The 25,724-nt window shown below is 66.8% G+C and carries 29 protein-coding genes; 22 read left to right on the forward strand and 7 right to left on the reverse strand.

Annotated elements, in window-relative coordinates:
• Positions 1-75: 75 nt before the first annotated feature.
• The 7 genes from mftA to mftG all read left to right on the forward strand — a co-directional run bounded on the left by mftA (position 76) and on the right by mftG (position 6,611).
• A complete protein-coding gene (mftA, locus tag NL241_RS08040) occupies positions 76-171 on the forward strand; it encodes a mycofactocin precursor MftA (RefSeq protein WP_487690734.1) in 96 nt (31 codons plus the stop codon).
• Between the two features lie 2 nt (positions 172-173).
• Entirely contained in the window at positions 174-470 is a 297-nt protein-coding gene (gene mftB, locus NL241_RS08045; protein ID WP_487690736.1) for a mycofactocin biosynthesis chaperone MftB, read from the forward strand.
• Entirely contained in the window at positions 467-1,648 is a 1,182-nt protein-coding gene (gene mftC, locus NL241_RS08050; RefSeq protein ID WP_494397251.1) for a mycofactocin radical SAM maturase, read from the forward strand. Before mftB ends, mftC begins: the two co-directional genes overlap by 4 nt.
• Before the next feature lie 3 nt (positions 1,649-1,651).
• On the forward strand, positions 1,652-2,830 hold the full coding sequence (mftD, locus tag NL241_RS08055; RefSeq protein ID WP_487690740.1) for a pre-mycofactocin synthase MftD: 1,179 nt from the start codon (positions 1,652-1,654) through the stop codon (positions 2,828-2,830).
• 113 nt (positions 2,831-2,943) lie between these two features.
• Complete coding sequence (mftE, locus tag NL241_RS08060) at positions 2,944-3,690, forward strand: mycofactocin biosynthesis peptidyl-dipeptidase MftE (protein WP_494397252.1); 747 nt, start codon at positions 2,944-2,946, stop codon at positions 3,688-3,690.
• Positions 3,691-3,722: 32 nt separating this feature from the next.
• A complete protein-coding gene (gene mftF, locus NL241_RS08065; RefSeq protein WP_487691439.1) occupies positions 3,723-5,159 on the forward strand; it encodes a mycofactocin biosynthesis glycosyltransferase MftF in 1,437 nt (478 codons plus the stop codon).
• A gap of 9 nt (positions 5,160-5,168) precedes the next feature.
• A complete protein-coding gene (gene mftG / locus NL241_RS08070) occupies positions 5,169-6,611 on the forward strand; it encodes a mycofactocin dehydrogenase MftG (protein ID WP_487690742.1) in 1,443 nt (480 codons plus the stop codon).
• 54 nt (positions 6,612-6,665) lie between these two features.
• On the opposite strand, the gene NL241_RS08075 is transcribed toward mftG, so the two are convergent.
• Together NL241_RS08075 and NL241_RS08080 are read right to left on the reverse strand one after the other, a co-directional pair.
• A complete protein-coding gene (locus NL241_RS08075; RefSeq protein WP_487690743.1) occupies positions 6,666-7,325 on the reverse strand; it encodes an aspartate/glutamate racemase family protein in 660 nt (219 codons plus the stop codon).
• A gap of 72 nt (positions 7,326-7,397) precedes the next feature.
• Entirely contained in the window at positions 7,398-9,005 is a 1,608-nt protein-coding gene (locus tag NL241_RS08080) for an MFS transporter (protein WP_494397253.1), read from the reverse strand.
• A gap of 88 nt (positions 9,006-9,093) precedes the next feature.
• Between NL241_RS08080 and NL241_RS08085 the strand changes: the two genes are divergently transcribed.
• The gene (locus NL241_RS08085; protein ID WP_487691440.1) at positions 9,094-9,717 is read left to right on the forward strand and encodes a TetR/AcrR family transcriptional regulator; all 624 of its coding nucleotides are present in this window, start codon (positions 9,094-9,096) and stop codon (positions 9,715-9,717) included.
• Here NL241_RS08085 and NL241_RS08090 read toward each other — a convergent pair.
• Positions 9,702-10,964, reverse strand: a complete 1,263-nt coding sequence (locus tag NL241_RS08090) for a cytochrome P450 (RefSeq protein ID WP_487690746.1) — start codon at positions 10,962-10,964, stop codon at positions 9,702-9,704. The genes NL241_RS08085 and NL241_RS08090 overlap by 16 nt on opposite strands.
• A gap of 130 nt (positions 10,965-11,094) precedes the next feature.
• Between NL241_RS08090 and NL241_RS08095 the strand changes: the two genes are divergently transcribed.
• The 14 genes from NL241_RS08095 to NL241_RS08160 all read left to right on the forward strand — a co-directional run bounded on the left by NL241_RS08095 (position 11,095) and on the right by NL241_RS08160 (position 20,546).
• Positions 11,095-12,690 carry a carboxylesterase/lipase family protein gene (locus tag NL241_RS08095; RefSeq protein WP_494397254.1) on the forward strand — a complete coding sequence of 532 codons (1,596 nt, stop codon included), beginning with the start codon at positions 11,095-11,097 and terminating at the stop codon, positions 12,688-12,690.
• A gap of 7 nt (positions 12,691-12,697) precedes the next feature.
• Positions 12,698-13,057: a nuclear transport factor 2 family protein gene (locus NL241_RS08100; protein WP_487691441.1), complete on the forward strand. Its 360-nt coding sequence runs from the start codon at positions 12,698-12,700 to the stop codon at positions 13,055-13,057.
• Between the two features lie 398 nt (positions 13,058-13,455).
• Entirely contained in the window at positions 13,456-13,761 is a 306-nt protein-coding gene (rpsJ, locus tag NL241_RS08105; protein WP_003883485.1) for a 30S ribosomal protein S10, read from the forward strand.
• Positions 13,762-13,784: 23 nt separating this feature from the next.
• Positions 13,785-14,438 carry a 50S ribosomal protein L3 gene (gene rplC, locus NL241_RS08110; RefSeq protein WP_487690761.1) on the forward strand — a complete coding sequence of 218 codons (654 nt, stop codon included), beginning with the start codon at positions 13,785-13,787 and terminating at the stop codon, positions 14,436-14,438.
• Positions 14,438-15,085, forward strand: coding sequence for a 50S ribosomal protein L4 (rplD, locus tag NL241_RS08115; protein WP_487690763.1), 648 nt, complete (start codon positions 14,438-14,440; stop codon positions 15,083-15,085). The genes rplC and rplD overlap by 1 nt, the downstream gene beginning before the upstream one ends.
• Positions 15,085-15,387: a 50S ribosomal protein L23 gene (rplW, locus tag NL241_RS08120; RefSeq protein ID WP_487690764.1), complete on the forward strand. Its 303-nt coding sequence runs from the start codon at positions 15,085-15,087 to the stop codon at positions 15,385-15,387. Before rplD ends, rplW begins: the two co-directional genes overlap by 1 nt.
• 24 nt (positions 15,388-15,411) lie before the next feature.
• Positions 15,412-16,248, forward strand: a complete 837-nt coding sequence (gene rplB / locus NL241_RS08125; protein ID WP_487690765.1) for a 50S ribosomal protein L2 — start codon at positions 15,412-15,414, stop codon at positions 16,246-16,248.
• Between the two features lie 18 nt (positions 16,249-16,266).
• The gene (gene rpsS, locus NL241_RS08130; protein WP_003883480.1) at positions 16,267-16,548 is read left to right on the forward strand and encodes a 30S ribosomal protein S19; all 282 of its coding nucleotides are present in this window, start codon (positions 16,267-16,269) and stop codon (positions 16,546-16,548) included.
• Positions 16,545-17,021 carry a 50S ribosomal protein L22 gene (gene rplV, locus NL241_RS08135; protein WP_494397255.1) on the forward strand — a complete coding sequence of 159 codons (477 nt, stop codon included), beginning with the start codon at positions 16,545-16,547 and terminating at the stop codon, positions 17,019-17,021. Before rpsS ends, rplV begins: the two co-directional genes overlap by 4 nt.
• A complete protein-coding gene (gene rpsC / locus NL241_RS08140; protein ID WP_487690768.1) occupies positions 17,021-17,857 on the forward strand; it encodes a 30S ribosomal protein S3 in 837 nt (278 codons plus the stop codon). The genes rplV and rpsC overlap by 1 nt, the downstream gene beginning before the upstream one ends.
• 2 nt (positions 17,858-17,859) lie before the next feature.
• Positions 17,860-18,276, forward strand: a complete 417-nt coding sequence (rplP, locus tag NL241_RS08145) for a 50S ribosomal protein L16 (RefSeq protein ID WP_083736073.1) — start codon at positions 17,860-17,862, stop codon at positions 18,274-18,276.
• Positions 18,276-18,512 (forward strand): 50S ribosomal protein L29, encoded by a 237-nt coding sequence (gene rpmC / locus NL241_RS08150; RefSeq protein WP_487690770.1) that lies wholly within the window; start codon positions 18,276-18,278, stop codon positions 18,510-18,512. Before rplP ends, rpmC begins: the two co-directional genes overlap by 1 nt.
• Positions 18,512-18,811, forward strand: coding sequence for a 30S ribosomal protein S17 (gene rpsQ, locus NL241_RS08155; protein ID WP_487690772.1), 300 nt, complete (start codon positions 18,512-18,514; stop codon positions 18,809-18,811). The genes rpmC and rpsQ overlap by 1 nt, the downstream gene beginning before the upstream one ends.
• 211 nt (positions 18,812-19,022) lie before the next feature.
• A complete protein-coding gene (locus NL241_RS08160; RefSeq protein WP_494397256.1) occupies positions 19,023-20,546 on the forward strand; it encodes a sugar transferase in 1,524 nt (507 codons plus the stop codon).
• A gap of 156 nt (positions 20,547-20,702) precedes the next feature.
• Here the strand turns inward: NL241_RS08160 and NL241_RS08165 are convergent, their stop codons facing one another.
• The 4 genes from NL241_RS08165 to NL241_RS08180 form a co-directional block, all read right to left on the reverse strand.
• Complete coding sequence (locus tag NL241_RS08165) at positions 20,703-22,100, reverse strand: FAD-dependent oxidoreductase (RefSeq protein ID WP_494397257.1); 1,398 nt, start codon at positions 22,098-22,100, stop codon at positions 20,703-20,705.
• A gap of 6 nt (positions 22,101-22,106) precedes the next feature.
• Positions 22,107-22,760 (reverse strand): undecaprenyl diphosphate synthase family protein, encoded by a 654-nt coding sequence (locus NL241_RS08170; protein ID WP_494398267.1) that lies wholly within the window; start codon positions 22,758-22,760, stop codon positions 22,107-22,109.
• A gap of 143 nt (positions 22,761-22,903) precedes the next feature.
• On the reverse strand, positions 22,904-23,629 hold the full coding sequence (locus NL241_RS08175) for a GAF domain-containing protein (RefSeq protein WP_487690780.1): 726 nt from the start codon (positions 23,627-23,629) through the stop codon (positions 22,904-22,906).
• 76 nt (positions 23,630-23,705) lie between these two features.
• Positions 23,706-25,706, reverse strand: coding sequence for a hypothetical protein (locus NL241_RS08180; protein WP_494397258.1), 2,001 nt, complete (start codon positions 25,704-25,706; stop codon positions 23,706-23,708).
• Between the last annotated feature and the right edge of the window lie 18 nt (positions 25,707-25,724).

The following is a 25,724-nucleotide window of genomic DNA, read 5'->3' on the forward strand; positions in this document are numbered from 1 at the left end:
ATTTAGGCACTCGATGCCATATTGTGGTCCGCACCCGACGTTGTGTCGAGTGTCACATCAAGAAAGGCTGGTTTTATGGAACACGATCCGCAGGTCGCCTCCGAGGCCGAACTGGTCACCGAGACGCTGGTCGAAGAGGTGTCCATCGACGGGATGTGCGGGGTCTACTGATCATGAGCAGCGCGCCGACGGTGACGTCGTTCGATCCGGATTGTGGATGGCGTCTGCATCCGCAGGTGGCGGTGCGGCCGGAGCCGTTCGGCGCGCTGCTGTACCACTTCGGTACTCGCAAACTGTCATTTCTGAAGAATCGCACCATCCTGGCCATGGTCGAGACGTTGGGGGAGTACCCCGATGCCCGGTCGGCGTGCCGCGCCGCCGGCGTCGACGAGGACGCCCAGGAGCCGTATCTGCGCGCACTGGCCACGCTGGCGGCGTCGAACATGCTTGTCTCGAAGGAGAATTCATGACTGCCGTAGCCCCCGTCCCCCGTCTTGTCGATCAGTTCGAGCGCGGTCTGGACGCCCCGATCTGTTTGACCTGGGAACTGACCTACGCCTGCAATCTCGCATGTGTGCACTGCCTGTCGGCATCAGGCAAACGTGACCCGCGTGAGCTGAGCACCGAGCAGTGCAAGGCGATCATCGATGAGCTGGAACGCATGCAGGTGTTCTACGTCAACATCGGCGGTGGTGAGCCCACGGTGCGCCCGGATTTCTGGGAGCTGGTCGACTACGCCACCGCACACCATGTGGGCGTGAAGTTCTCCACCAACGGGGTGCGGATCAATGAGGCGGTGGCGGCCAAGCTGGCCGCCAGCGATTACGTCGACGTGCAGATCTCCCTCGACGGCGCCACCGCCGAGATCAACGATGCGGTGCGCGGAAATGGCTCGTTCGACATGGCGATCCGGGCTCTGGAGAACCTGAAGAACGCCGGTTTCAAAGACGCCAAGATCTCGGTGGTGGTGACCCGCCACAACGTCGACCAACTCGATGACTTCAAGGCCCTGGCCGACCGGTTCGGCGCCACCTTGCGCATCACCCGGCTGCGGCCCTCGGGCCGCGGGGCCGATGTGTGGGATGAACTGCATCCCACCGCCGCCCAACAGGTGCAGCTCTACGACTGGCTGGTGCTCCACGGTGAGCGGGTGCTCACCGGTGATTCCTTCTTCCACCTCTCCGGACTCGGTGAACCAGGAGCCCTGGCCGGGCTGAACCTGTGCGGCGCCGGGCGCGTGGTGTGCCTGATCGACCCGATCGGCGACGTCTACGCCTGCCCGTTTGCCATCCACGACAAGTTCCTGGCCGGAAACCTGGTGTCCGACGGCGGCTTTGACAATGTATGGAAGAACGCTCCGCTGTTCCGGGAGCTGCGTGAGCCGACCTCGGCCGGCGCCTGCGGGTCCTGCAACCACTACGACGCCTGTCGCGGTGGTTGTATGGCGGCGAAGTTCTTCACCGGCCTGCCGCTGGACGGTCCGGATCCAGAATGCGTCCAAGGCTACGGCGAACCCGCCCTGGCACTGGAGCGCACCAAACCCAAGCCCAGCGGCGACCATTCCCACACCGGCAAACGCAAGAATGCGCCGGTGATGCTCACCTTGAGCGCTCCTCCCAAGAAATTCTGCAACGAAAGTCCTGTGTAGAAAATGGCTCGTGACACGTGGTTCGAAACCGTTTCCATCGCCCAGCAGCTGGCCAAGAAACGGCTGCCCAAATCCGCCTACTCAGCTTTGCTGGGCGCCAGCGAGAAGGGTGTGACGATCTCCGACAACGTCGAGTCGTTCTCCGAACTCGGCTTCGCTCCGCATGTGGTGGGCGCGGCCGCCAAGCGTGATCTGGCCACAACCGTGATGGGCCAGGACATTTCGATGCCGGTGATGATCTCACCCACCGGGGTGCAGGCTGTCGACCCCGACGGCGAAGTCGCCGTCGCCCGGGCAGCGGCCGCCCGGGGTACCGCAATGGGTCTGTCGTCCTTCGCTTCCAAGCCGATCGAAGAGGTCATCGCGGTCAACGGCAAGATCTTCTTCCAGATCTACTGGCTGGGCGGCCGCGACGCCATCCTCGAGCGGGTGCAGCGCGCCAAGGAGGCCGGCGCGGTGGGGCTGATCGCCACCACCGACTGGAGCTTCTCGCACGGCCGGGACTGGGGCAGTCCGAAGATCCCGGAGCAGATGAATCTCAAGACCATGGTGAAGATGGCCCCCGAGGTGATCACCAAACCGCGCTGGCTGTGGAACTTCGGCAAGACCATGAGCCCGCCGGATCTGCGGGTGCCCAACCAGGGCCGCAAAGGTGAAGCGGGTCCGCCGTTCTTCCAGGCCTACGGCGAATGGATGGGCACCCCGCCGCCCACGTGGGAGGACATCGCCTGGCTGCGCTCCCAGTGGGCCGATGCCCCGTTCATGCTGAAGGGCATCGTCCGGGTTGACGACGCCAAACGTGCTGTGGACGCCGGGGTTTCAGCAATCTCGGTGTCCAACCACGGCGGCAACAACCTCGACGGCACCCCAGCGGCCATCCGCTGCCTGCCTGCCATCGCCGATACCGTCGGCGACCAGGTGGAGGTATTGCTCGACGGTGGGATCCGCCGCGGCAGCGATGTCGTCAAGGCCGTCGCCCTCGGCGCACGCGCAGTGATGATCGGCCGCGCCTACCTGTGGGGACTGGCCGCCAACGGCCAGGCTGGTGTGGAGAACGTCCTCGACATCCTGCGCGGCGGCATCGACTCCGCCCTCATGGGCCTCGGCAAGGCCTCCATTCACGACCTCACCCCCGACGACATTCTCATCCCGGACGGTTTCACCCGCACCCTGGGCGCCTGAACCGCACGCTGATACGGGCGTGGCTCACGGGGCTGAGGTGACCCGATGGGCCCGCCCGTCCCGGCGGCGGTGAAAGAAATCGAAAGACTGCGCCAACAATCGAGGCGCGCCAGGTGAATTCGGCCTACCATCGGCAAGTGCCTGCCCCCACCGAATTCGGAGCCAGTGATCTGGGGAACCGCACCTCATTCCAGCTGCACGGCACCTCGGCCGCGGTGGTGGTGCCCGTCGGCGCATGCGAACAGCACGGCCCGCACCTGCCACTGGACACCGACACGCGGATCGCCACCGCCGTCGCCCGCGAACTGGCCGGGCGGCTCGGGCCTGATCACCTGCTCGCGCCACCGGTGGCCTACGGGGCCAGCGGCGAGCACGAGGCGTTTCCCGGCACCATCTCGATCGGCGAGGACGCCTTGGAGCGGTTACTGGTCGAGTTCGGCCGGTCCGCGTGCCGGTGGGCGCCACGGGTGGTTTTCGTCAACGGTCACGGGGGCAATGTCGGGGCTTTGCGGGCGGCCACCCGTTTGTTGCGCTACGAAGGCCGCGACGTGGTGTGGTGTTCGTGTCTGGTCCGAGGCGGCGATGCTCATGCCGGACACACCGAAACGTCGGTATTGCTGTATCTTTCGCCGTCTGATGTCCTGATCGAGGAGTCCTGTCCGGGAAACAGTGCGCCACTGGCGGAGTTGATGCCCAGGATGCGGAGCGGGGGAGTAGCTGCAGTGAGTGAGGTGGGAGTGTTGGGGGATCCGACCACTGCGACGGCGGTTGCGGGCGAACGGTTGTTCGAGGAGATGGTGGCCGGCTGCGTCGACCGGGTGGCCCGGTGGGCACCCCGAGACGACGGAATGTTGTCATGATGTCCGGCACCGAAACCGACACCGACACCGACATGGTGCGGGAGACCGCCGAACCTGCCGCCCAGACCCGCCTTCCGGACGGGTTCGCGGTCCAGATAGACCGGCGGGTCAAAGTGCTGGGGTCCGGATCTGCGCTGCTGGGCGGGTCGCCGGCCCGGTTGCTGCGGTTGGCGCCGGCCGCGCAGGTGATGCTGGACGGGGGCCGGCTCGAGGTGCGCGACGCCACCAGTGCTCAGCTGGCTCGTACCCTGCTGGATGCCACCGTCGCCCATCCCCGGCCCGCCGGAGGGCCCTCCCACCGCGACGTGACGGTCGTTATTCCCGTGCGCGACAACACTTTAGGAGTGCGGCGCCTGGTCGCTGCGATGCGCGGGTTGCGCGTTCTGGTGGTCGACGACGGCTCGGAGATTCCGGTGGCCCCGAGCGATTTCGCGGACGCCCACTGTGAGATCGAAGTGCTGCGGCATTCCGTGAGCCGCGGGCCCGCCGCCGCCCGCAACACCGGGCTGGCGGCCAGTACCACCGACTTCGTGGCCTTCCTCGACTCCGATGTGGTGCCCCGACGGGGCTGGCTGGAAGCGCTGCTCGGCCATTTCTGCGACCCGGCGGTGGCGCTCGTGGCGCCGAGGATCGTCGGGCTGTCGCAGACCGACAACGTGGTGAGCCGCTACGAAGCCATCCGGTCGTCCCTGGATCTGGGGCACCGCGAAGCCCCGGTGGTGCCCTACACCACGGTGTCGTACGTGCCCAGCGCGGCGATCATCTGCCGACGCCGCACCGTGGCCGAACTGGGCGGATTCGACGAGAGCATGCACTCGGGTGAAGATGTGGACCTGTGCTGGCGCCTCGTCGAAGCAGGTGCGCGCCTGCGGTATGAGCCCATCGCCCTGGTTGCTCATGAGCACCGCACCAAGATGCGGGACTGGTTGTCGCGCAGGGCGTTTTACGGCACCTCGGCCGCACCGTTGTCGGCCCGGCATCCGGACAAGACGGCGCCCATGGTGATCTCGACCCCCACGATGGTGGTCTGGCTGCTCCTGGCCGCCGGCACCCGGCTCAGCTACCTGGCGTCGCTGGTGGCCGTGGCCGTGACGGGACGACGGGTCGCCACCGCGATGCAGGCTCCCGAGACGGGGGCCAGTGACGTGGCCGCGGTGACCGGCCGCTGGCTGGGTTCGGCGGTACTGCAACTCGCCTCGGCCATCTGCCGGCATTACTGGCCGGTGGCGCTGCTGGCGGCGTCGCTGTCGCGGCGGTGCCGGCGCATCGTGCTGGTCGCGGCCGTGGTCGACGGGGTGGTGGACTGGCTGGCCCGCCGAAGGCACGCCGAAGACGACGCCAGGCCGCTGGGACTGATGTGTTACCTGGTGCTCAAGCGCCTCGACGACGTGGCCTACGGGACCGGCTTGTGGACCGGCGTGGTGCGGGAACGTAACCTCGGCCCGCTGAAACCGCAGTTCCGGAGCTGACTGTCCGCCTTGTCCGTCTCCTCGCACAGCGATGTCCTGATCATCGGTGCCGGTAGCGCCGGATCCATACTGGCCGAGCGACTTTCGGCGGATGGCAGCCGTTCGGTGACCGTGGTGGAAGCCGGGCCCGGCCCACAGCAACCCGGTGTCACCGCCCTGACACGCAACGGTCTGCAGTTGCCGATCGGCGCGGCGAGCCCACTGGTGGCGCGATTCCAGACCGAACTGACCGCCGACCCACAACGGGTTGCGCAGATCGTGCGGGGGGCCACGGTGGGCGGCTCCGGAGCGGTCAACGGGGGCTACTTCTGCCGGGCCACGCCTGCGGACATCGGAGGCTGGGATTTGCCGGGGTGGAGTTGGGGCGACGTGCTGGCAAGCTACCGGGCCATCGAGACCGATCTGGACTTCGGCGCCCACCCCGAGCACGGAGACCGCGGACCGATCCGCATCCGGCGCACCAGCGACCTGGCAGGCAGCACCGCGGCCTTCGTCACCGCGGCCGAGCGGGCGGGTTTTGCGTGGCTGCCCGACCTGAATGGCACCGACGCCATGACCGGCGCAGTGGACGGTATCGGCGCGGTGCCGCTGAACATCGTCGACGGTGTCCGTACCGGGCCCGGCGCGGCGTTCCTGGAGCCGGCGTTGAGCAGAGCAAACCTCGTCCTGCGGACCGGTACCCGAGCGCACCGGGTGCGGATCGAGGCCGGCCGGGCAACCGGCGTCGAGGTCGTGGGGCCGGACGGCCCGGCCACCCTGACCGCCGACCGAATCGTGCTGTCCTGCGGGGCAATCGGCTCAGCACACCTGCTGATGCTCTCCGGAGTCGGCGACGAGACGCAGCTGCGTGAGGCCGGAGTGACGGTCACCGTGCCCGCCCCGGTGGGCCGTCGCTGCGCCGACCACCCCGAATGGGTGTTGCCCACCGACTGGGCGGTCGTCGCCAGCAGGCCCGTTCTCGAGGTGGTGTTGAGCCTGCGCAACCAGATCGAGATACGGCCCTACACAGGTGGTTTCGTTGCCATGGTCGGCGACGGGATCGGTGGGCGCCCGGATTGGCCCCACCTCGGGGTGGCTTTGATGCAGCCCCGCTCACGGGGGCGCGTGACGCTGGTGTCCGCGGACCCGGCGGTACCGCTTCGCATCGAGCACCACTACGACCGCGATCCCGCGGATGTCGAGGCTTTGCAGCGCGGTACCGGGATCGCCCGGGAATTGGCAGGCGCAGCAACCGAAATCGGGGAACCCGCGTGGGCCACCTCCCAGCATTTGTGCGCGACGGCGCCGATGGGTCTCGACGGGGACCCGGCTGCGGTGACGGATCCGCAGTGCCGGGTCCTGGGTGTGGACGGCCTCTGGGTGGTCGACGGGTCGGTGCTGCCTGCCGTGCCGAGCCGCGGCCCGCATGCCACCATCGCGATGCTCGCCTACCGGGCGGCGGCCTTCGTGTGATTTCGGCGCGTTTCCAACCGCTGAGCGGTTACCAGCGCGCCCAAATCCCGAAGGTCAGGCCAGCGGAGCCAGCGCTTCGGCCAGCAAGGTCGCGGCCACCACGCCGTCGATCACCGGCACCCCGAGCTGCTGGCGCAGGGGTTCGGCGAAGCGGGCCATGGCGGCGCACCCCAGCACGATCGACCGGCTGCCGTCGGCCTGCAAAGCATGCGCGCACAACCGGCCGATGGGCTCGATGGTGGTGGGGTCGGAGTCGATCTGCAGCACCGGGATGTCGCTGGCGTACACGCCCAGACAGGCGGCCGGGGTGTAGGTCTTGGCCAGCTCCCAACCTCGCGGCACCGTCGACGACATCGAGGTGACCACCGAGAACGTGCCTGCGGCCAGGGCGGCGGCGTGCATGGCGGCCTGGGCGATGCCGAGCACCGGCTCCGTGACCAGCTTGCGCGCCTCCTCCAAACCCGGGTCGCCGAAGCAGGCGATCACGTACGCGTCCGGCCGGGTTTCCACGGGCCGATGTGCTGCGGCGCTGAGCTGATCCAGTAAGCCTGGCACACAACGTCGTTCGTCGTCGTCACTTTCGATGCTCGCCGGCCCGAACGCAGGGTTCACAGCCTCCACGACGGTGGCCGGGCGCGCCACGGACGCCGCGGTGGCCTCGATGGCCGATGTCATGGACGCGGTGGTGTTCGGGTTGACCAGCAGGAGCCGCACGTTTGCAGCCTAGTGCCGGCGCCGGTGCTGTGCCCGTCGGAAGTGCAACTGCCAGTGCCGCAGCCGATCTCGTCAGGAGCGGTGGCGGCCGATCGATTTGCGGCGGCGACGGGTGAGCAGCAACCGCACCGCCCGCAGCTGCCTGCCGTCGCGTCCCGGCGCCCAGATTCCGACGAACACCGCGGCCACGCCGAGTACCACCGCCAGCGCCAGCAGGGAGGAGTCCATCGCGTCCAGGAACGCGGTGCGGGCCATGTCGGCGAGTCCGGCGCCCGACGGGCCCAGCTGGTCAGCCACCGCAATGGCTTCGGCGAGCGAACTCAGCGCCGGTTCACGGGCCGGTTCCGGCAGCTCGGTCAGCTCCGGTGCCAGCATCTGGCCGTAGCGGGCCGCCAACAGAGAACCGGCGACGGCGATGCCCAGCGCAGCGCCCAACTCGCGGGTGGTGTCGTTGACCGCGGAGGCCACACCCTGCTTCTCGTCGGGTGCCGAGCCCATGATCGCGGACGTGGTGGGAGCGGTGCACAACCCGATACCGGTGCTCATGATCAGCAGCGGCCACGCGAGATCGACATACGGCGAGTCGACCTCGAGCAGCAGCATGCACAGCAGTCCGGCGGCGATCAGCAGCAGGCCGACGAACAACACCACGCGCAGGCCCACCCTCGGCAGGTACCAGCCGTTGGCGGCGCTGAGCAGCAGCACCGGACCCATCAGCGGAACCAGGGCGGCGGCGGTCATGAGCGGGCTGTAGCCCATCACCAACTGGATGTACTGGATGCCGACGAAGAAGAAGCCGAAGTTCGCAAAGAACAACAACGTGATGCCGACGGCGCCGGTGGCGAACGACGGATTGCCGAACAGCCGGACGTCGAGCATCGGCTTCCCGACCTTCAGCTCGACCAGCGCGAATGCCGCGGCCAGCGCCAGTCCGCCCGCCATACAGCCGACCACCAGCAGGTCGGTCCAGCCGCGTGCCGGGGCCTCCATGACGCCGAAGACGAACACCGCGACCGCGGCGGCGATCAGCGCCGCGCCCCACCAGTCCAGTGAGGTGGCGTCCTCGTCGCGGGAGGACCGCACGGTGCAGGTCAGCACGAACATCGTCAGCCCGGCCGCGGCGAACGCCCAGAAGATGGATTGCCAGGACCAGAAGTGCAGCAGGACACCGGATCCCAGGAAACCGAAGACGGCCCCGGAGCCGACGACACCGGCCCAGATGCCAACGGCCTTGTTGCGCTCGGCCTTTGGATAGGCCGCCGTCAACAGTGAGAGCGTCGCCGGCATGATGAATGCCGCACCCGCACCGGCCACCGCCCGCGCGGCGATCAGCTGGCCGGCATCGGAGAACAGCAACGGTGCGGCGGAGGCGATGGTGAACACGGCCAGGCCGATCAGCAGCGCGCCGCGGCGGCCATACCGGTCGCCGATCGCTCCGGCGGGCAGCAGCAGGCACGCCATCACCAGGGTGTAGCCGTCGACCACCCAGGTGAGCTGTGTCTGGGTGGCCGACGTCTGCACGGCGATGTCACCGAGGGCGGTGTTCAGCGCGATCATCGACGACACGACGATGCTGACGTCCAGGCACGCGACGATCAGCAGCCACACGCGAGCGCGCGTTGACATCTCCGCCAGGGCGGGGTCGGTAGGCTTGTCGGGCCGAGCGAGGGTGTCGACCATGATGGCGCTCCTCTTCGGTGGACGTACTTTCGAGACTAACAGTCTTGTACAGGGACGCACAGTCTCGCCGGTGAAGAAGGAGCCTGCGATGACCGCCGGGCGCAGCGACCCGCGGCCGGCACGATCACGTGCCCGTCTACTCGAGTCCGCCACGGCGCTGTTGCGTAGCGGTGGCCCCAACGCCGTCACCGTCGACGCGGTGCTGCGCGGTGCCAACGTGGCCCGGGCAACGCTCTACCGGCATTTCCCCAGCGGTCACGACCTGGTGGCCGCCGCTTTCCACGCACTCATCCCGCCGGCGCCCACACCGCCCGACGAGGGTTCGCTGCGGGACCGGCTGATCGCCCTGGTGCAGGCGCAGGCCGAGTTGATCGCCGAAGCGCCGGTGAGCCTGACCGCCATGTCCTGGCTGTCCCTCGGCGGCGACATGGAACAGTATCCGTCCTCTGATGACAGCGCCGAGGTGCGCACGCTGCGGGAACGGGTGGCCGAACAGTACGCGGCGCCGTTCGACGCCATCCTCGACAGTCCGGACGCCGTAGCCGAACTGGGCGAGGTCGATCATGTCGAGGCCGCCGCACTGCTACTGGGGCCGATCGCGCTGGGCAAACTCAGCACGCTGCCCGACGTCGACTACCGCCGCCTGGCGGTGCTGGCGGTGGATGGCTTTTTGGCCACCCACGCCGGCTCCAAGGCTCACCTCACGGAATAGCGGATCGGCAGATGCTTGAGCCCGCCCACGAACGTCGTCGCTGACAGTTCGGGTTCGCCGGCCAGTTCGATCGACTGGAGCCGGGGGAGCAGCTCGGTGAACAGGCTGTTCATCTCCATCCGGGCCAGCGCGGCGCCCAGGCAGAAGTGCACTCCGTAGCCGAACGCCACGTGCCGGTTCGGGTCGCGGGCGACGTCGAACCGGAACGGATCGGTGAAGACCTCCTCGTCGCGGTTGCCCGACACATAGGCCAGGTACACCGATTCCCCTTCGGCGATGCGCACGCCACGCACTTCGGTATCGGCGGTGGCAGTGCGCATGAACTCCTTGACCGGGGTGCTCCAGCGGATCATTTCCTCCACCGCAGTCGGCATCAGGCTCAGGTCGTTGCGCAACCGGTCCAGCTCGCCGGGGTTGTCGATCAGGGCGCGCAGGCCCCCGGAGATGGCGTCCTTGGTGGTGTCATGACCAGCGCTGGCGACGATCACGTAGTAGGACGCGGTGTCGACATCGGACAGCGGCTCGCCGTTGATGCGCCCGTTGGCGATGGCCGAGGCCAGGTCGTCGGTCGGGCTCTCGCGCCGCGAGGCGGTGAGGGTGGAGAAGTAGGCGAAGAAGTCCAGCAGCACCGCCATCTGCTCCTCGGGTGTGGTGCCGCGCTTGTACTCGTCGTCGTCGCCGCCGAACATCTCCTGGGTGAGGGTGTGCATGCGGCCGTAGTCCTCCTCGGGGAGCCCGAGCAGCGACATGATGACGTACAGCGGGAACTGGACGGCGATGTCGGTGACAAAATCGCATTCCGGGCCGATGTCCCGCATCTGGTCGACATAACGTCTGGCGAGCTCGTCCACCCGGACCTTCAGCGCGCGCATGGCTTTCGGGCGGAACCAGTCGGCGCCGATGGCCCGGACATCGCGGTGGTGCGGGTCATCCATGTGGATGAGCGTGCGCAGCCCCATCCCGGCCTCGAGCTGTGCCTTGGCCAGGTCGTCGGCCTGGGCGGTGCTGAGTAAGGGGCGCGGTTCGCTGATGAACAGGTTGTTCTCGCGCTCGATGGCCATGATGTCGGCGTGCTTGGTGATGGCCCAGAACGGCCGATACGGAGACTTGTCCACCCAGGCGACGGGTTCGTGGGCCCGCAGATGAGTCAGCGCCGCATGTAGCCGGTTGTCGTCGGCGTAGGCGGTGGGGTCGGCCAGTACCTGGCCTTCCAGGCTGGTTCGGCGGTCCTGGGTGGGTGTGCTCATGCGGCGACTCCTAATTGACGGGTGTCAGGTTTCCAGTGTGGAGGAACCTCGGAGCGGGCGGGAGGGATTTGCGGCTAAAGTCCCGATTACTTTGGACTCTTTCAATCGACGGCCCATCCGACGAGGGTGGGTGGCCCTGCTGGCGGTTCTCGTGCTGCTGATCGCCTGCGGATGTAGCGGTGGCGGCAGTCAAGCCTCGGGCGACGACCAGGTGCCGACACCCGATCCAACCCTCGGTTCCGGCGTGGTGCGTACCGACTCGGGATCGGTGCGTGGGCTTGTGGCCCCCGATCATGTTCTCTTCCAAGGAATTCCGTACGCCGCACCACCTGTCGGCGAACGACGCTGGCAGCCGCCCGCCCCGCCGCCGCCCCGGCCGGAGATGTTCGATGCCAGCAAGCCGGGGCCCCGTTGCGTCCAGGACACCAGCCTCGATCCCGACTTCGGTCGAATCGCCAGCGAAGACTGCCTGTCGCTCAACGTGTGGTCACCCACCGGTGCGGTCGGACTGCCGGTGATGGTGTGGATCCACGGCGGCGCGTTCGTCAACGGCAGCGCCGACCTCTACAACGCGCAGTGGCTGGCCGCCAAGGGCCGCATGGTCGTCGTCACCGTCAACTACCGGCTCGGCGCTCTCGGGTTCCTGGCGCACCCGGCGCTGGGACCTCCGGAACAGCTGGGCAACTACGGATTGGCCGATCAGCAGGCGGCGTTGCGATGGGTCCGCGACAACATCGCAGCGTTCGGCGGCGACCCGAAGAAGGTGACCGTGGCGGGGGAGTCGGCCGGCGCGATGTCGGTGTGTGACCACCTGGTGGCCCCCGAATCGGCGGGATTGTTCCGGGCCGCCATCCTGATGAGCGGGCCCTGCCAGGCGCAACTCGATGTCGCCGCAGCCCGCCAGCCCAGCCTCGAGTACGCGGCGACGGTGGGCTGCCCGGACCCGGTGACTGCGCCGGCCTGCCTGCGCGCCCTGCCCGCGGCGGCTCTGGAGCAGCCGGTCTACTTCGGCAGGATCGGCGACGACGCACTGTCGGGGCCGGTCACCGGCACCTCGATGTTGCCGGTGGACCCGGTGAAGGCGATGGCCGAGGGCAAGGCATTGAAGGTGCCGGTGTTGATCGGCACCACCCGTGACGAGTTCACCCTGTTCATGGCCCTGCAGTATCTGCGGGAGAACCGGGAGCCGGAGCCGGCCGACTATCAGCGGCTGCTCGCCGACACATTCGGCCCGCACGCCGCCGCCGTCGAACAGCGGTACCCGCTGGCGGCCTACGGAGACAATGTCTCGTCGGCGTATTCGGCGGCCGTCACCGACGGTGCCTTCGCCTGTGTGGCCGACCGGATGGGCGACGACATGGCCAAGACGGGCGCGGCGGTGTACGCCTATGAGTTCAACGACCGCACCGCCCCCGCACCCGAACCGCTGCGCCAGGTGCCGTTTCCGGTGGGCGCCAGCCACTCGCTGGAACTGCGCTACCTGTTCGACGTGGGCGGCGCACCCGCACTCGACCCGGTGCAGCAGAAGCTCTCCGACCAGATGATCGGTTACTTCAGCCGGTTCGTCACCGACGGTGTGCCCGCCGCCGCGGACGCCCCGGGGTGGCCACGCCGCGAGGGGAACACCAAGGCGTGGATGTCGTTCGACGCGGACGGCAGCCGCGTTGTCACCGGCTTCGAGCAGGAGCATCAGTGTGATTTCTGGGCCAGCACGGTCCAGCGATAGGAGAGCCATGCCGACACCGGACCCGCGTCGCTTCGCCCAGCAGTGGGTGGATGCCTGGAACGCGCACGACATCGAGGCGGTACTGGCCCACTTTCACGACGACGTGCTGTTCACCTCGCCGGTGGCCGCCCGGGTGCTCCCCGAGACCGGGGGCGTGGTCAGGGGTAAGGAAGCCTTGCGTGCGTACTGGGTTTCTGCGCTGCCGCTGATCCCGGACCTGCACTTCGACATCGTCGGCGTGTACGCGGGGGAGTCGACGCTGGTGCTGCACTACCGCAACCAGGCCGGCGGCCTGGTCAACGAGGTGCTCACGTTCGACGGCGACCTGGTGCGCGAGGGGCACGGCACGTATCTGGTCGAGGTGTAGCGCGGCCGATTCCTGCGCTACGGTCGTGATGCGTCCGTAATCGCGGCCCGTGTGCAGGAATCGGCGGCGGAGCAGCGGCAACCGGCCCTGATCAGGGATTTGGATCGGGCCCGGATCTAGGGCATACTGTTCGGGTTGCCTTGAGCCGGGTACGCCCCTTGCGGGCCGGATCCGGTACGGGCATACGACCTGCGCCCTACGGGCGCGTCCGGTCCAACCAACGAGTGTGTACGAGAAATCGAACGCGTTCGAGGCTGCGTGAGGGCGACACACCCGACCGCGGGGGCCGGTGAACCAGAGACAGGTAAACAGCGGCGGCATTTCGCGCGGGCATCGCGCGGGACGACGACAGTTGGGGGCTCCAAGAGGAGCCCCGTGAGTAGTGAGGTAGGAGAAGCGTGGCGGGACAAAAGATCCGCATCAGGCTCAAGGCCTACGACCACGAGGCCATTGACGCCTCTGCGCGCAAGATCGTCGAGACGGTCACCCGTACGGGCGCGAGCGTGGTCGGGCCGGTGCCGCTGCCGACCGAGAAGAACGTGTACTGCGTCATTCGGTCCCCGCACAAGTACAAGGACTCGCGGGAACACTTCGAGATGCGTACGCACAAGCGGCTGATCGACATCCTCGACCCGACGCCGAAGACCGTTGACGCCCTGATGCGCATCGATCTGCCGGCCAGCGTCGACGTGAACATCCAGTAGAAGCCCCCAGGAGACTTACAGAAATGGCACGTAAAGGCATTCTGGGCACCAAGCTGGGCATGACACAGGTGTTCGACGAGAACAACAAGGTCGTTCCGGTGACGGTCGTCAAGGCCGGACCCAACGTGGTGACCCGTATCCGCACCCAGGAGACCGACGGCTACAGCGCCGTCCAGCTCGCCTACGGCGAGATCAGCCCCCGCAAGGTGAACAAGCCGGTCACCGGTCAGTTCGCCGCCGCAGGCATCAACCCCCGCCGCCACCTCGCCGAGCTCCGTCTCGACGACGAGGCCGCCGCCGCTGAGTACGAGATCGGCCAGGAACTGACCGCCGAGATCTTCGCTGACGGCGCGTACGTCGACGTCACCGGCACCAGCAAGGGCAAGGGCTTCGCCGGCACCATGAAGCGGCACGGCTTCCGCGGCCAGGGCGCCAGCCACGGCGCGCAGGCTGTGCACCGCCGGCCCGGCTCGATCGGTGGCTGCGCCACCCCGGGTCGCGTCTTCAAGGGCACCCGTATGTCCGGCCGGATGGGCAATGACAAGGTCACCACGCAGAACCTGAAGGTGCACAAGGTCGACGCCGAGAACGGCGTCATCCTGATCAAGGGCGCCATCCCCGGCCGCAACGGCGGGCTCGTCATGGTTCGCAGCGCGATCAAACGAGGTGAGAAGTAATGGCTAGCAAGATCGACGTTCGTACCCCGGACGGCAAGAAGGCCGACAGCATCGAGCTGCCCGCCGAACTGTTCGACGTCGAGGCGAACATCGCGCTGCTGCACCAGGTGGTCACCGCGCAGTTGGCCGCCAAGCGTCAGGGCACGCACTCCACCAAGACCCGCGGTGAGGTCTCCGGCGGCGGCAAGAAGCCGTACCGGCAGAAGGGCACCGGTCGCGCCCGTCAGGGTTCGACCCGCGCACCGCAGTTCACCGGTGGTGGCATCGTGCACGGCCCCAAGCCGCGCGACTACAGCCAGCGCACCCCCAAGAAGATGATCGCCGCCGCGCTGCGAGGCGCTCTGAGCGACCGCGCGCGTAACGAGCGCATCCACGCCGTCACCGAGCTGGTGACCGGTCAGGCTCCGTCGACCAAGAGCGCCAAGGCGTTCCTGGGGACGCTGACCGAGAACAAGAAGGTGCTGATCGTGATCGGCCGCGCCGACGAGGTGAGCATCAAGAGCGTGCGCAATCTGCCTGGCGTGCATGTGATCTCGCCGGATCAGCTCAACACCTACGACGTGCTCAACGCTGACGACGTGGTGTTCTCGGTGGAGGCCTTGAACGCCTACATCAGCGCCAACACCAAAGAGGAGGTGTCTGCCTGATGGCTACCATCGCTGACCCCCGCGACATCATCCTGGCCCCGGTCATCTCGGAGAAGTCGTACGGGCTGATCGAGGACAACGTGTACACGTTCGTCGTGCACCCGGATTCGAACAAGACCCAGATCAAGATCGCCATCGAGAAGATCTTCAAGGTCAAGGTCGATTCGGTGAACACCCAGAACCGTCAGGGCAAGCGCAAGCGCACCCGCGCCGGCTACGGCCAGCGCAAGAGCACCAAGCGCGCGCTGGTGACCCTGGCCCCCGGTAGCAAGCCGATCGATCTGTTCGGAGCACCGGCCTGACGGCCGGGAGTTAAGGATTAACTAATGGCTATTCGCAAGTACAAGCCGACGACCCCCGGTCGCCGCGGTGCCAGCGTCTCCGATTTCGCCGAGATCACTCGCGATCATCCGGAGAAGTCGCTGGTACGTCCGCTGCACGGCAAGGGTGGACGCAACGCGCACGGCCGCATCACCACGCGGCACAAGGGTGGCGGGCACAAGCGTGCCTACCGTCTTATCGACTTCCGTCGCCACGACAAGGACGGCGTCGACGCCAAGGTCGCTCACATCGAGTACGACCCCAACCGCACCGCGAACATCGCGCTGCTGCACTTCGTGGACGGCGAGAAGCGCTACATCATCGCCCCCGAAGGCCTCAAGCAGGGTGCCATCGTGGAGTCCGGCGCCAACGCCGACATCAAGCCGGGTAACAACCTGCCGCTGCGCAACATCCCCGCCGGTACCGTCATCCACGCCGTGGAGCTGCGGCCCGGTGGCGGTGCCAAGCTGGCCCGCTCGGCCGGTGTCAGCATCCAGCTGCTGGGTAAGGAAGGCTCCTACGCCTCCCTGCGTATGCCCTCGGGTGAGATCCGCCGCGTCGACGTGCGCTGCCGCGCCACCGTCGGCGAGGTGGGCAATGCCGAGCAGGCCAACATCAACTGGGGCAAGGCCGGCCGTATGCGGTGGAAGGGCAAGCGCCCCACCGTCCGCGGTGTCGTGATGAACCCGGTCGACCACCCGCACGGTGGTGGTGAAGGCAAGACCTCCGGTGGTCGCCACCCGGTCAGCCCGTGGGGTAAGCCGGAAGGCCGTACCCGCAAGCCCAACAAGCCGAGCGACAAGCTCATCGTCCGCCGCCGGCGCACCGGCAAGAAGCGCTAGGCCGGAAAGGATCAAGCGATGCCACGTAGCCTGAAGAAGGGCCCGTTCGTCGACGACCATCTGCTCAAGAAGGTCGACGTCCAGAACGAGAAGAACACCAAGCAGGTCATCAAGACCTGGTCCCGTCGGTCCACCATCCTCCCCGACTTCATCGGCCACACCTTCGCCGTCCACGACGGTCGCAAGCACGTGCCGGTGTTCGTCACCGAGGCGATGGTCGGGCACAAGCTGGGCGAGTTCGCCCCCACCCGCACCTTCAAGGGTCACATCAAGGATGACCGGAAGAGCAAGAGGCGATGACTACTGCAATCGAATATCCGTCCGCGACCGCCAAGGCGCGCTTCGTGCGCGTCTCGGCGACCAAAGCGCGCCGGGTCATCGACCTGGTGCGTGGTAAGTCGGTCGCCGAAGCGCTCGACATCCTGCGCTGGGCGCCGCAGAGCGCCAGCGAGCCCGTCGCCAAGGTGATCGCCAGCGCCGCGGCCAACGCGCAGAACAACGAGGGTCTGGACCCCGACTCGCTGGTGGTCGCCACCGTCTTCGCCGACGAAGGCCCCACCGCCAAGCGCATCCGTCCCCGCGCGCAGGGCCGTGCCTACCGGATCCGCAAGCGCACCAGCCACATCACCGTGATCGTGGAGTCGCGTCCGCGCAAGGACGGAGGCGCCAAGGGTGCCTCCAACGCGCGCTCGCGGCGTGCGCAGGCCAGCAAGGCCGCTTCTGCGAAAGCCACGGAAGCCACGGCCACCGATTCGAAGGAGGGCTCGGAGTAGTGGGCCAGAAGATCAATCCCCACGGCTTCCGCCTCGGTATCACCACCGACTGGAAGTCCCGGTGGTACGCCGACAAGCAGTACGCCGACTACGTCAAGGAAGACGTCGCGATCCGCCGTCTGCTGGCCACCGGCCTGGAGCGCGCCGGCATCGCCGATGTGGAGATCGAACGCACCCGTGACCGGGTGCGCGTCGACATCCACACCGCGCGCCCCGGCATCGTGATCGGCCGTCGCGGCACCGAAGCCGACCGCATCCGCGCCGACCTGGAGAAGCTGACCAAGAAGCAGGTCCAGCTGAACATCCTCGAGGTGAAGAACCCCGAGAGCCAGGCGCAGCTCGTGGCCCAGGGTGTCGCCGAGCAGCTGAGCAACCGCGTGGCGTTCCGCCGCGCGATGCGCAAGGCCATCCAGTCGGCGATGCGTCAGCCCAACGTCAAGGGCATCCGGGTGCAGTGCTCGGGCCGTCTCGGCGGCGCCGAGATGAGCCGCTCGGAGTTCTACCGCGAAGGCCGGGTGCCGCTGCACACGCTGCGCGCCGACATCGACTACGGCCTGTACGAAGCCAAGACCACCTTCGGCCGCATCGGCGTGAAGGTCTGGATCTACAAGGGCGACATCGTGGGTGGCAAGCGTGAGCTGGCCGCCGCAGCCCCGGCCGCTGACCGGCCGCGTCGCGAGCGCCCGTCGGGCACTCGCCCGCGTCGCAGCGGTGCGTCGGGCACCACCGCCACCAGCACTGACGCCGGCCGGGCCGCCACGGAGGCCCCCGCGGTCGCCGAAGCGACCCAAGGCACCGAGGCCGCGGCAGGCGCGACAGAGACTACGGAGAGCTAGACATGCTTATCCCTCGCAGGGTCAAGCACCGCAAGCAGCACCACCCCCGCCAGCGCGGTATCGCCAGCGGCGGTACTTCGGTGAGCTTCGGTGACTACGGTATCCAGGCGCTGGAGCACACGTATCTGACCAACCGTCAGATCGAGTCCGCTCGTATCGCCATCAACCGGCACATCAAGCGTGGCGGCAAGGTGTGGATCAACATCTTCCCGGACCGCCCGCTGACCAAGAAGCCCGCCGAGACCCGCATGGGTTCCGGTAAGGGTTCGCCGGAGTGGTGGGTCGCCAACGTCAAGCCGGGCCGCGTGCTCTTCGAGCTCAGCTACCCGGATGAGAAGACCGCGCGCGAGGCACTGACCCGCGCGATCCACAAGCTGCCGATCAAGGCACGCATCATCACTCGAGAGGAGCAGTTCTGATGGCAGTTGGAGTGTCGCCGGGCGAACTGCGTGAGCTCACCGAGGAAGAGCTGACCGATCGTCTGCGCGAGTCGAAGGAAGAGCTGTTCAATCTGCGCTTCCAGATGGCTACCGGACAGCTGGACAACAACCGCCGGCTCCGCACGGTGCGGCGGGAAATCGCACGCATCTACACGGTGCTGCGGGAACGTGAACTGGGTCTGACGTCCGGGCCCGATGGTGGTGAGGAATCCTGATGGCAGAGAACGAAAAGGGCGCCAAGCACACGCCCCGCACCGAGAAGCCGCGTGGCCGTCGCAAGACCGCCATCGGCTACGTCGTGAGCGACAAGATGCAGAAGACCATCGTCGTCGAGCTGGAAGACCGCAAGAGTCACCCGCTGTACGGCAAGATCATCCGCACCACCACCAAGGTGAAGGCGCACGACGAGAACGGCGATGCCGGTATCGGCGATCGCGTTTCGCTGATGGAAACCCGTCCGCTGTCGGCTTCCAAGCGCTGGCGTCTGGTCGAGGTCCTGGAAAAGGCCAAGTAGCAGGCGAATTGCTGCGTTTCGCAGGAAGTGCCCGTCGCGAGCAATCGCGACGGGCACTTTTTGTTTTTCTCCGATGTGTTTGCGGGCGGGATAAAATCTGCTTACCCTTTTGCTGTGTGCCCCGGCTATAGCTCGCGTTTTGTCCTGGTGATGCCCCGTGCGCACGTCTCACGCCCTCTGTCGGACACTCGGTTGGCGGGCTGAGACGCAGATGACCCCTCGACCCGCTCTCGTCGATGCGTCGACGACAACGCGACTACGCATCAGCGAAGCGCTGCGCGCCCAAGAATCATCGGGCCAGCCCCGGTTCCGGGTGCCCTTCGGGGATCGCGCCGACACCTTCGTCAAAACCGTCACCATGGTGGGCGACTTCGTTTTTGCGGCGATCGCGGTGGCAGTGGCGTGGTGGTGGCTGACGAGGGTCGGCCAGTACATTCCCTTCGCACTCCTGTTCCTCTTCGTGCCGATGTTGATCGGGCTGATGAGCCTGCGAGATCTCTATCGGTCAGATCTCAACCGTCGGACCATCGATGACATCGGACCGATCGAGGTCGCGATCGCACTTGCGTCGGCGTTGTATCTGGCCGTACTCGTGTTGTTCGAAAAGCTGAACCTGTTCCAGGTCCAAGGTTCGCGCAGCGAGATCTGGCTGTTTACCTGGGGCTGCGCTGCAGTTGCCATTCCGCTGGGGCGGATCCTCATTCTCCTGGGGAGCCGTGTGCTGCGGCTTCCGCGCCGCATCGCCGTCCCCACACTCATCGTGGGCAATGGCCGTGTGGCGCACCAGATTGTCCAGCGGTTGCAGGGCTCGCCAGAGTACGGGCTGGTGCCGATCGGCCTACTCGACGTCGAGGCGCCACAGTCGGGCAATGACGCGGCGCCGGACTTCTTGATTCCGTATGTCGGTGCGCCCGAGCACCTCGAAGCCGTGGTGGAGGCCACGGGCGCACAGAACATCGTCGTCGCGTTCTCCCGGAGCCGCGACGAAGTGCTCACCGACGTCATCCACATCGCTCACCGACTCGGACTACGGGTGTGGGTGGTGCCGCGCATGTTCGACACCATCGGCACCCGCGCACACATCGACCACATCGGCGGGCTGCCGTTGTTGGCCCTGGCCTACACCAACCCCAACGGGTGGCAGTTCGCCGCCAAACACCTCTCCGACCGTGTGATCGCCGGCCTTGGGCTACTGGCGATCTCGCCGTTGTTCTTGACGCTCATGCTGTTGGTCCGCCTGAGCTCCCCTGGACCGATCTTCTTCGGCCAGGACCGGGTGGGACGCGATGGTCGGGTGTTCGAATGTCTGAAGTTCCGGTCGATGCGTCCTCCGCGCGCTTCGGATGCGCAGTTCGAGCTCCAAACCGGTGCTGCGCCAGGCGGTGTCGAGGGGGTGGACCGCCGGACGAAGATCGGCAAGTTCATGCGCGCCACCTCGCTGGACGAACTGCCGCAGTTGATCAACGTGCTGCGGGGCGACATGAGCCTGGTGGGCCCGCGGCCCGAACGGCCGGAGTTCGTCGAACTCTTCGAGATGCAGATCCGGCGCTACGGTGAGCGACATCGGGTGAAAGCCGGCGTCACCGGCTGGGCGCAGGTGCACGGCCTCCGTGGCCAGACCTCGATCGCCGATCGCGCCGAATGGGACAACTACTACATCGAGAACTGGTCGCTGGTGCTGGATCTCAAGATCCTGGCGCTCACGGTGGCGGCGGTTCTTCGCGGCTCGGAGTAGTTGCTCAGGCTGGTTCGTCGGGCCTGAGCTCCTTCGCCTGGCTCGTCCCGCCCCCGCAAGCGGGAGGTACCCCCGGCCAGCCTCGGACTCAGGCTGGTTCGTCGGGCCTGAGCTCCTTCGCCTGGCTCGTCCCTCGCCAGCCTCGGACTCAGGCTGTCACCTATTGATGACGTTCGACTCGTGGTAGTGCCGTTCGGTGTTCACCTGCCACGGGTCCACATCCTCGCCGAAGTACCGGGCGACACTGCGCATGGCGCTCAGCATGGCATGGTCCTGATTGTCGTAGCGGTGCATACCGTTACGACCGATCGGGTGCAGGGTCGGATGGGCCCGATACAGGTAGTCGCGGATCGCTGCGACGTTGGCATCGCGCGCCGAGTCGTAGATCGGATATGCAGACAGTGAGCGCACGACCGCGACGTGGTCGATCGCAGATTCGTCGAAACCCAATGCCCGGAGGTCCTGTTCGACGATGGTGCCAAGACTCTCGTTGATCATGATCCACAGATCATCGTCGGGGAGGGTGAAGTACTCCAGGCCCAGATACGTGCCGTCGAAGCCTTCCGGCGCCAGCGAATCCGACCAGCGGCAGTAGTTCTGCACCCGGCCGACGCGAAACTCCCTGCTGGGCGTGTACACCCAATTGAACGGAATCTCATAACGTTTGTTGAGGGCGACGGCGACGGTGATCAGAGCCCGGTGCTTGAGCGCGGCGGCGGCGGCCCGAATATGCTGCGGTGGCTCCGGTTCCAGGATGTCCACCAATTGGCGCAGCGGCATACTCGAAAAAACCGCATCACCGGAGGCGGTTTGGCCGTTCTGCAGCTCGATCACCCAGCCATCGCCGTCGGAGCGGATGCAGGCCACGGGGGAGTTGAGGGCAATGACCGCGCCGGCCTGGACCGACGCCGCTGCTGCGGCTTCCCACAGCTGCCCCGGTCCGAGCCGCGGATAACGAAAGGTGTCTTGGCTCTTGGGCCCTCGGCCACCCAGCAGGTGCCAGGCGATCGGTTTTATCCGTTGACTGGCCCAATCACTGGCTATCGCCCCGGGATCGGCCAACCACGTTTTGCGGACGTAGCCGTCGAAGAACATCGTGTACCAGTAGCGACCGAACTCGTGTGTGCCCCATTCGCGGAAGCTCGCCGAGTGGCCGGGGCGTCGGCCGCGGCGACGGATCCGAGACCACAACAGGCTGCCCATACCGTGCAGACCCTGTCGAAACCCCATTGCGGTCAACAGATCACGCCCGATCAGCGGATACTGCACGTAGGTGCCGTTGACCAGCATGGCGGAGCTCCGCGGCACCGAGATCCACTGATCGGCCGGCAGCAGAGAGTTCCAGAGGTCCAACACCTCTTCGTCTTTGGTGAAGAATCGGTGACCGCCCGGGTCCACCCGCCAGGGGCCGGCCGTGGGGGTGCGGGCCAAGCCGCCGACGGTGCCCGTGCCTTCATAGATCCGGGCCGCAACGCCACGTTCTGCGAGCTTCAGCGCAGCGGTGAGCCCAGCTGGGCCCGCACCGACGATCAGCGGGTCACGGCGAGAGACCATGCCGGACTAACGGCCCCGGCGCTGCGGGAAGCGCCGGTAGTCCGCGATGAGGTCGTCGAGGTCGCCTGGCTGGAGATCGTTGAGCGCCGTCGTCAGGAATCGCAGCTGAGCGTACTGGCTCTGCATCGGCAGAAATCCACTCAGCAGAGGCTCGGGGGAGCTGCGGATGACCAGATCCACCTGGCCGATCTCGAAGGCTTCGCTGATATCGCAAGCGTCTCGCTCCGCCAGCAGATGAGCGGCCCGCAATTCATCCATCGCGTCATAGGCAGCAAGGATGTTGATATGGAAATCGTCGCCGTGCATGGCATTTTCCAAGCCCTCCGCCGCGGCCAGAAAATCACCCGGGAGCAAACGTCTATCACCGTGTAGCCGCACACTGCACTCGGCCGGATCGAAATGTGCCGGGATCAGCGTGGTGAAGAAGTGGATCGAGGCGGCGTACACGGCGCTCAGCTCGAGGTTGGGTCGCGCCAGGTTGGCCTGGCTGAGGTTGTACACCGAAACGGTTCGTACCTGGTGTCGTTGGAGTGCAACAAGTATCTCGGTCACCTTTTCGGCGCCACGAAGATACGCATCGTCGAGTGAGCAGTTGTTGGCGCTGGCCCACCGTCGCAGGCCGTCGGGTATCAGACCGACATGAGTCGGTTCATGCTGCATCCGCCACCCCTTTGCAACGTGACTGGATAGCAAACGTACTACACGCGGCATTGCGGCAACACCGGACACCAAATGAAATGTCGATGCCAGTGTCGCTCAGCAAACGCACAGTTAGCGGTGCGCCTTTGCTGGAAAAGCGTTATTCAGGCATTCAAGCCGGGGCCGGGGCCAGGGCCGAAGATGCGGTCGGTCGCTATCTTTGCCAGATCGCTCAGAACCTGGAGGTGCCCGGATCCCCACTGCCGGGGCTTGACGTCGAACACGCACAGCGTCCCGATGGCGTTGTCGTCATGATCGATCAGCGGGATGCCGAGATAGGCCGCCACGGTTCCGTCGACGACCGCGGGGTGATCCTTGAAGGCCGGGTCGGCCCGCATGTCTTCGAGGACCAACGGCGCACCCGAGGCCACGGCGTACTGACAGACGGACCGCTCCAGCGGTGTCTCACGGAATGCCGGGTCTGGCAGATCCATGCCCACCGAGCTCTTGAAGTACTGCCGGTCGGCATCGATGAGTGTCATCGAGGACAGCGGAGCGTCGAGGGCTGCCGCGGCCGCACGCGTGATCCGGTCGTACACCTCCTCGGGGGCGGAGTCGAGGAGTCCGGTGGCATACAGCGCACGCAGTCGGGCGGGGTCACTGATGGTGGCCGAGATTTCCGATGGCCCAGCGGCAGAAGGCACTCCGGCAGCCAACAGGCGGCTGGCCGCCTCCTCGACGGACGGGCTGTCGGCAGCTCTCAGGTCGGCCAGCATCTTCTCGGCCACGGCATGAGCAACGTAGGTCTCCACGTCCAGGCCGGCGACTTGTGCGCACTCTTCGAGCTTGCGGTTGAGCCAATCATCGAACCGCGGCACCGTGCTGCTCATTCGCAACACGCTAGTCGAATCGGCGGCATTCGGTTGCCGCTGGAGTGGATCGCCGTCATTTCGACGACACGCGCGTTCAATCGTCCAGCACGCCGGCCCGAACGGGCCGGCGTCTCTTGGTCCACAGCATTGCCGCGGCGATGGCGATGACGGCGACGACGGCCGCACCCACGCCCAATGGAATCCACCGCTGCAACGACTTCGGCGCCGTCGCCGCAGAGGTGTCGACGGCCTCGGCATCGGCTCGTATCGCGACGTTGGTGGGGATACCGCCCGCACCTGCGGCCAGCACATCTCCGGTCAGTGCCGACCAACCGCCTTCGAGCCCCTCGATGTAGCCGAAGAGCGGATCCACCAATCCCCATTCGTCGGTGGTCGTGACGAGGACGACGGAACGGTTGCGTGGCCGGTCGGCGAAGACCTGGATCGAACCCAGTCCCTCGTCGATGTTCGCGCGGAGCTCGGTGGGCAGTCCGAGGTCCACCGTGGCGCCGTCACCGCCGACCGGCGGGTTCAATGAGGTGTCCGCCAGCGCTGCGGATTCGGCGACAATCAGGGCGCCCGAGTTGGCGTCGACGGCGGTCTTCACATCGACCACCTGTGGTGCCAGCGGCGCGCCGGTGAGACGCGCGATCGCCGAGACTGTCCGGGCGGCGTAGGAGAGTTGATTCGGGCTGGTGCCGTCCAGAGCCACCAGGAAACTGGGGCTGAACTCCGACGGCACGGCGCCGAAGCCGTTGAGCGGGGGACCACCGCGGTGCAGGGTCAACGTCGATTGTGGATCGATCTGGAAGGTGATGGGGGCGATGAAGGGCCCGCATGATTCGTTCGGTGTGTAGGTGAGCGCAAGATCCAAGTTGATCCACTGACCGAAGGCCTGGTTGTTCATGTCGAAGGTGGCGTCGAGTCGCCCACTGTCGTTGAGCGGGGCCCGGTACACCACAACATCATTGGAGCGAACCACGACACTGGCCGAATCGTCCCCGGGGACGGGTGTGTAATCGGCGAGCAGATGCACCTGCACACCGTCGACACGACCGCCGCCCAGCGCCGCCCGATCCACCCCGACCCGCAGGTTTCCGGTGCGGAGCACGTCCGTCCTACCGGTGACGTTCAGCTCGCCGAACGTCAGGGTGTCCGCACTGGGCGGGACGACGGATCCGGCTTGCTCGACGCGAGTGGCGGCCGTCTGGACCAGTGACTGCAGCTGGTTGACGAGCAGCGACACCTGCGTCGAGAGTTCGTCCCCCTGGCCGGACACCCGCAGATAAGCGCTTGGTGCCCCGGCATTTTCGACGCTCAGGCTGGCGGGACCACCCGACTCGACGACGATCGCCCGAGTCAATTGACCGGCCGGTGGCGGATTCGCACCACGAGGCTGATTGACAACTCTTGTCTCCAAGGGCTGAGGATGGTAAAGCCGGGTGAGCGTGGAGACGAGGGTCAGCACCGACTGCTGCTCAGCGGCGTCGGCGTCGGTGGGCGCATAGATCGTGACGCGCTCGAGCACCGGCGGGAAGAAGTTCGAGATCGTGGTCGCCGGCGATTCGGTCCCGGTGAAAACCGTTGCCAGATCACTGACTGTCAATTGCTGCAGCGGTCCACAGAACCGGTCGGCGTTGTCGAGTGGACGGACGGTGAGCGAGAGGTCGAGCGTGGATGCCCGGATTCGAGCGCCCGAGATGTCGACGTCCAACGGGGTCACCGCCTGCGCCGATGACGCGGCGGGTAGATCGATCGCCGCGAGGAACCTGCCGTCGCCGTCCGCGATCTCGAGGTACCCGGCGTCGATGTTCATGGGCGCGTGGATCAGGCCCTGCAATCGCCCGGCGGTCAGCCCGGTGGGCACCGGCACCGAGAAATCGGTCTTGCTGTTGGCGCTGAGGAACGTCTCGGGTTCCAGCCCGAGGGTGGGCCAGGCCAGCCGCACTCCGGCAGAATCCACAGTGTCGGCAGCATCGCTGGGTTCGGCATGCGCTGGGCCTGCGACCGACCCCGCGAGCATCGTCGGCATGATGAGCACCGTCGCGACGATCAGCGCGCGCAGTGCGCCACCTCGACTCGCATTGCTGTTCATCGCCGCCAGGAGTGAACT

It is taken from the genome of Mycolicibacterium sp. SMGY-1XX (assembly GCF_059132455.1).

Bases quoted from the DNA above. Each gene is read 5' to 3' on its own strand.
- mftA (WP_487690734.1), top strand. From the start codon at position 76: ATGGAACACGATCCGCAGGTCGCCTCCGAGGCCGAACTGGTCACCGAG.
- mftB (WP_487690736.1), top strand. From the start codon at position 174: ATGAGCAGCGCGCCGACGGTGACGTCGTTCGATCCGGATTGTGGATGG.
- mftC (WP_494397251.1), top strand. From the start codon at position 467: ATGACTGCCGTAGCCCCCGTCCCCCGTCTTGTCGATCAGTTCGAGCGC.
- mftD (WP_487690740.1), top strand. From the start codon at position 1,652: ATGGCTCGTGACACGTGGTTCGAAACCGTTTCCATCGCCCAGCAGCTG.
- mftF (WP_487691439.1), top strand. From the start codon at position 3,723: ATGGTGCGGGAGACCGCCGAACCTGCCGCCCAGACCCGCCTTCCGGAC.
- NL241_RS08080 (WP_494397253.1), bottom strand. From the start codon at position 9,005: ATGGTCGACACCCTCGCTCGGCCCGACAAGCCTACCGACCCCGCCCTG.
- NL241_RS08085 (WP_487691440.1), top strand. From the start codon at position 9,094: ATGACCGCCGGGCGCAGCGACCCGCGGCCGGCACGATCACGTGCCCGT.
- NL241_RS08090 (WP_487690746.1), bottom strand. From the start codon at position 10,964: ATGAGCACACCCACCCAGGACCGCCGAACCAGCCTGGAAGGCCAGGTA.
- NL241_RS08100 (WP_487691441.1), top strand. From the start codon at position 12,698: ATGCCGACACCGGACCCGCGTCGCTTCGCCCAGCAGTGGGTGGATGCC.
- rplC (WP_487690761.1), top strand. From the start codon at position 13,785: ATGGCACGTAAAGGCATTCTGGGCACCAAGCTGGGCATGACACAGGTG.
- rplD (WP_487690763.1), top strand. From the start codon at position 14,438: ATGGCTAGCAAGATCGACGTTCGTACCCCGGACGGCAAGAAGGCCGAC.
- rplW (WP_487690764.1), top strand. From the start codon at position 15,085: ATGGCTACCATCGCTGACCCCCGCGACATCATCCTGGCCCCGGTCATC.
- rplB (WP_487690765.1), top strand. From the start codon at position 15,412: ATGGCTATTCGCAAGTACAAGCCGACGACCCCCGGTCGCCGCGGTGCC.
- rpsS (WP_003883480.1), top strand. From the start codon at position 16,267: ATGCCACGTAGCCTGAAGAAGGGCCCGTTCGTCGACGACCATCTGCTC.
- rplV (WP_494397255.1), top strand. From the start codon at position 16,545: ATGACTACTGCAATCGAATATCCGTCCGCGACCGCCAAGGCGCGCTTC.
- rplP (WP_083736073.1), top strand. From the start codon at position 17,860: ATGCTTATCCCTCGCAGGGTCAAGCACCGCAAGCAGCACCACCCCCGC.
- rpmC (WP_487690770.1), top strand. From the start codon at position 18,276: ATGGCAGTTGGAGTGTCGCCGGGCGAACTGCGTGAGCTCACCGAGGAA.
- rpsQ (WP_487690772.1), top strand. From the start codon at position 18,512: ATGGCAGAGAACGAAAAGGGCGCCAAGCACACGCCCCGCACCGAGAAG.
- NL241_RS08160 (WP_494397256.1), top strand. From the start codon at position 19,023: ATGACCCCTCGACCCGCTCTCGTCGATGCGTCGACGACAACGCGACTA.
- NL241_RS08165 (WP_494397257.1), bottom strand. From the start codon at position 22,100: ATGGTCTCTCGCCGTGACCCGCTGATCGTCGGTGCGGGCCCAGCTGGG.
- NL241_RS08170 (WP_494398267.1), bottom strand. From the start codon at position 22,760: ATGCAGCATGAACCGACTCATGTCGGTCTGATACCCGACGGCCTGCGA.
- NL241_RS08175 (WP_487690780.1), bottom strand. From the start codon at position 23,629: ATGAGCAGCACGGTGCCGCGGTTCGATGATTGGCTCAACCGCAAGCTC.
- NL241_RS08180 (WP_494397258.1), bottom strand. From the start codon at position 25,706: ATGAACAGCAATGCGAGTCGAGGTGGCGCACTGCGCGCGCTGATCGTC.